The organism is Nocardioides rubriscoriae, assembly GCF_008087085.1.
Classification (GTDB): domain Bacteria; phylum Actinomycetota; class Actinomycetes; order Propionibacteriales; family Nocardioidaceae; genus Nocardioides; species Nocardioides rubriscoriae.
In genome coordinates this window covers 1-3879 of sequence record NZ_VIYJ01000024.1, presented here as the reverse complement: position 1 = coordinate 3879, position 3879 = coordinate 1, and the positions used below count along the sequence as shown (strand labels likewise).

Genomic DNA, 3879 nt, shown 5'->3' with positions numbered 1-3879 from the left:
CGTCCATGTCGAGGTCTTCCCGATGGCTGTGTAGGAACTTCCATCCTCGGAAGACCTCGACCCATCTCCGGTCACCGACGCGCCGCGAACTCCTGACCGGCACCTACACCTTCAACTGTGAAGAGCCGGCAATGTTGTTCGTGAGATGGCTACGGCGCCGATTAACTATCGGGACGATCAGGGCAAGGACTACGCGGCAATCCGTGGATGGGCTCGCAGTCAGGGTCTTGAGGTCACTGACCGAGGTCGGGTCCCCAGCGCGCTTGTCGAGCATTACAACGCTATGCACTAGCAACACTGCCGAGGGCGAAGCGTGTCTTGCCTAAATCGCTGCAGCAGCAAGAAATATCGGGTCAAAGACTTACAGGTGGGGTTGACAACACATCGGGACCAGTCGCCTTTTGACGACTGGCCCCGATACTTCTTTGGTCGCGTTTAGCCCTTTCCGAGGGTGGAACCCGCCTTCGACTTGCTCGACGTCGAAGTCGAAGCGAGCGTCTTTCCTGCCTTCGACAACGCAGCCTTGCTCGGCTTCGCGGCGCTCTTGGCCATTCCCATCACCTCCCCCGCTGACTTGAGTCACTGTCACGCCTTCCATCTGACTTCCTTGCGTCGCGGTGTGGCTGGTCCTCGTCGACCACCGCAGCCGGGGTGGGCAGGAAGACCTTGGTGAATGCCTCGACACGGTGTTGTACGAAGACGGTCACCGCCCGTGTGTACGTCTGAGGTGCCACGACGGCAACGACCAGTAGGAGGGTCGCCGCGCCCTGACGGATACGCCGGGGCGCACTGTCAGGGAGGCCCAGGACTCCGGCCAGGAAGTCGGTCATGCCGGGTCAGCCGCCGTACGGGCTGGCGGCAGCCAACAACCGGTTGACGACCTCGTGGACGTAGTTGCGGTCCGTCAGCGTTACCTCGTCGTCTGGGTGCGGTTCGAAACGCGTCGTCGCCACCTCGCGAACCAAGACGGGCTTGTTGAGAGGTGCGCCCTCCAAGACCGCGTGACCGCTCGCGGTCGTCGTCGCAGGCTCACCAATCGGGTAACCGGTTGCCGGGTCGAACATCTGGAAGACGAAACCGCCCAGCTCAGCGTTGACCGGGTTGCCGTTGACGTCGGTGACGCTCTTGCGGATGTGGATGCGACCGACACGGTGGTTGCCACCGGCAGGGGCCGGGTCGAAGAACCCAGCAGCCGGGAACCGGTCGTCGTGGGGGACCACAACGAAGAACCCGCCCTTGAGGAACGTCAACAAGCCGTTGGCGACCAACGCGTCCTGCCCGGCCCCCCTGGCGGGGAAGTCGGTGTTGAGCATCCACCGGTTCAACACAACGTCGAAGTCGTCCAGGTCGGCCTGATACGAGACGAACTGCAAACCGAAGTGCATGGCCCCGTTCTCCTCCTCCGCGTACGGGGTGCCTCGACGGAAGATAAGGGTCTTGTCGTTCACCGGACCGCGCGGGCCGGTCTTGCGCAGGTGCGCGGTGCCCATCGGGCAATCAGGGTCAGCGAAGTCGCCCTCGGTCTTTGGGTCGGACCCGGCAGGGAGGTCGAGACGAGACCCGTCCGCCTCACGACGACCGATGACCTGCTCGTGCACCTCAGGGCCCATCGCCGCCCACGCATCGATGTTCTGCTCGATCTTGAGGTACGCCCCGTAGCAACCGCCCGCCAACCAGGTCGGCTCCTCCGGCAACACGTCGAGGTCGATGCGGGTCGTGGTGCGCCGCTGCGGACTGCTCAGGTTGCGCAGGCCGTCCAACTGGCCGAAGACCTCACGGTTGTCACGGCGGGCGTACCCACGCTCGACCTCCATGGAGGCGAGGACCGGACGAGTCGCCCACAACTTCTTGAGGAAGTCAGCCAGGCTCGACTCGTTGGTGAACGTGACGTGGAGGACCACGTCGGCGGTGATGGCGGGGATCTGCATCGGCGGCAGGTTCGGCGGGGCCAGCAGCCCCTTCGGAGTGTTGGCGGCGTGCTCCGGGAACCGGGCGAAGAACGGGGCCCCGAACGCCACCACCATGGTGATGTCGGGCTCACCGGCACCGGTGCCGTGCTCGGCCTCCTCGACGTGGCCCTGCAACGTAGTGAGCCACTGCTGAGCGGTGGCCTGGTCGAGGCCTGCAGCGAGGGTGCCGAACACCAGAGCGGTCTCGGACTGGGGGCTGCGGCTGACGGTGTTCGGAAGGATCCCGAGGTCGCGCTGGGTCATGGGGCTGTTCCTCTCTAGAGGCCCAGCCAGGTAGCGGGGCTCTCACCCAGCGTGACCCGAACGACTACAGCCTGTCAAGCAATCGTCAACGTCAGTCTGCCTGACACGCTTACTTGCCTGGCGCCTTCTTAATGACGAAAGCGGGTAGCGTCTACCACCACGATACCGCTCTGTTGAGGCTCGTTCGGCTCATCCGACCGTCCCTAGCGTCGAGTGACACGGACATCAGTTCAGCGTTCACCTGTCTGCTGTCTCCCCCGAGAGTCGAGCACGGGTGTAGGCGAGGAACATGCGGATGATGCGCGGCGCAGCAACCTGCGTCCTGGTCATGACCAACGTCGGGTGTTTAGGACCAGAGGCCAAACAGAGAACCGCCGCGCGGGACAGGACACGCGGCGACCCCCGAAGACCCGGCACCCACCAACACGGTGGAAGCGCCGTTAATCAGGGGGAGCGAGGATGCCGCAGCGTTAGGAGGTGATGCCCAGATTGATGAGCCGATAGCCCATTGCCTCAGTGCTGACATCAAACATGCGCGCCAACTCCTGCTGCAGCATCTTCGGGTTCACCGAACTGGACGCATCGACAGCCTTGATGACCATGTCCTCCGGCATCAGCAAAGCCGCAGCGAACCGGTTCGCTTCCATCTCTTCACGGTCGGTTGCACGCGCGGAAGTGGCATCACGCATGTTGATCCGAACCGCCGAATCCACAATCAGAGGTCGACCACGATGCAACTTCAAGTGCCCGATCTCATGCGCCAACGTGAACCGTTTCCGGCGCGCAGAATGCGTGTGATGCAACCCCACCGTCAGAGTCTCCGCGTCACGAATGAGCATCCCCGAAACGTCGTTACCGATCTCCAGGTTGACCACACTGACACCCAGCGATTCTGCGATAGCGTACACATCGACCGGTGGAATCGAGATACCGCAATCTTCGAGAAGAGCGAGAGCCGCATTGTCAACGCGGCTCATGATGCGGCCGTGACCCGCGAACGCCTCAACGACTCCTGCTTCGCCCGCTGCACTGCACTCGAATACTTATCACCAAGCGTGTCCGCGACGCGTTGTGCTGGAACCTCACCCGAGGGCAGCACGTCGACGAGTTCGCAACCCATGGCAGCGCATATCACTGTCAATCGGAACAGTCCGGGGACCTGCTCGCCGCGCTCGATGTTCGCGATAGACCCACGCGTCAAACCTGCCTGAAGCGCGAGTTGGTCTTGGGTCCACCCAGCCGCCAACCGACGCGCCTTCAGGTTCGCACCCAACGTCTGGTTGAACAGCAACTCTTCTCCGCCACGATCCCGGATGTGACGGCGACGTCCGTCAGTCTGCCTGTCATCCATACACGCACTGTAGCCAGACACCAGCCGGTGTGTACCCCCTACGCCCACCACGGGGCTTGTGTAGGCGGCAGGTTCCTGTCTAGGTCTAGACCCGTGTCGCATGGACTCAGGTGCGGGCAGTGCGGGCCCCGCTGCGACTTGAGGGTCGATTGCGCACCAAACAGGCTCTGCCTACCTGAGGTGGGGGTGTGAGCGACACGCGTTGACCGGATGACCCGTAGATGGGTCGAGGCCTTCCAAGATCGGCAGTGGCTAAGCCGCTCAACCCCGAAGGCCTCGAGGTCCGAGCCTACGGCGTGCGATCGCGCGCGATCG

The 3879-nt window shown here is 63.2% G+C and carries 4 protein-coding genes; 1 reads left to right on the top strand and 3 read right to left on the bottom strand.

The annotated features are described in order from the left end of the window. Nucleotides 1-145: 145 nt before the first annotated feature. Nucleotides 146-292, top strand: a complete 147-nt coding sequence (locus FZC61_RS24150; protein WP_148616557.1) for an Lsr2 family DNA-binding protein — start codon at nucleotides 146-148, stop codon at nucleotides 290-292. 544 nt (nucleotides 293-836) lie between these two features. On the opposite strand, the gene FZC61_RS22770 is transcribed toward FZC61_RS24150, so the two are convergent. The 3 genes from FZC61_RS22770 to FZC61_RS22760 all read right to left on the bottom strand — a co-directional run bounded on the left by FZC61_RS22770 (nucleotide 837) and on the right by FZC61_RS22760 (nucleotide 3564). Then, complete coding sequence (locus FZC61_RS22770) at nucleotides 837-2213, bottom strand: Dyp-type peroxidase (protein WP_148616556.1); 1377 nt, start codon at nucleotides 2211-2213, stop codon at nucleotides 837-839. A 470-nt stretch (nucleotides 2214-2683) separates the two neighbouring features. Beyond that, a complete protein-coding gene (locus FZC61_RS22765; RefSeq protein WP_148616555.1) occupies nucleotides 2684-3190 on the bottom strand; it encodes an ImmA/IrrE family metallo-endopeptidase in 507 nt (168 codons plus the stop codon). Further along, on the bottom strand, nucleotides 3187-3564 hold the full coding sequence (locus tag FZC61_RS22760) for a helix-turn-helix transcriptional regulator (RefSeq protein WP_170286248.1): 378 nt from the start codon (nucleotides 3562-3564) through the stop codon (nucleotides 3187-3189). The genes FZC61_RS22765 and FZC61_RS22760 overlap by 4 nt, the downstream gene beginning before the upstream one ends. Between the last annotated feature and the right edge of the window lie 315 nt (nucleotides 3565-3879).

Bases quoted from the DNA above. Each gene is read 5' to 3' on its own strand.
- FZC61_RS22760 (WP_170286248.1), bottom strand. From the start codon at position 3,564: ATGGATGACAGGCAGACTGACGGACGTCGCCGTCACATCCGGGATCGT.
- FZC61_RS24150 (WP_148616557.1), top strand. From the start codon at position 146: ATGGCTACGGCGCCGATTAACTATCGGGACGATCAGGGCAAGGACTAC.
- FZC61_RS22770 (WP_148616556.1), bottom strand. From the start codon at position 2,213: ATGACCCAGCGCGACCTCGGGATCCTTCCGAACACCGTCAGCCGCAGC.
- FZC61_RS22765 (WP_148616555.1), bottom strand. From the start codon at position 3,190: ATGAGCCGCGTTGACAATGCGGCTCTCGCTCTTCTCGAAGATTGCGGT.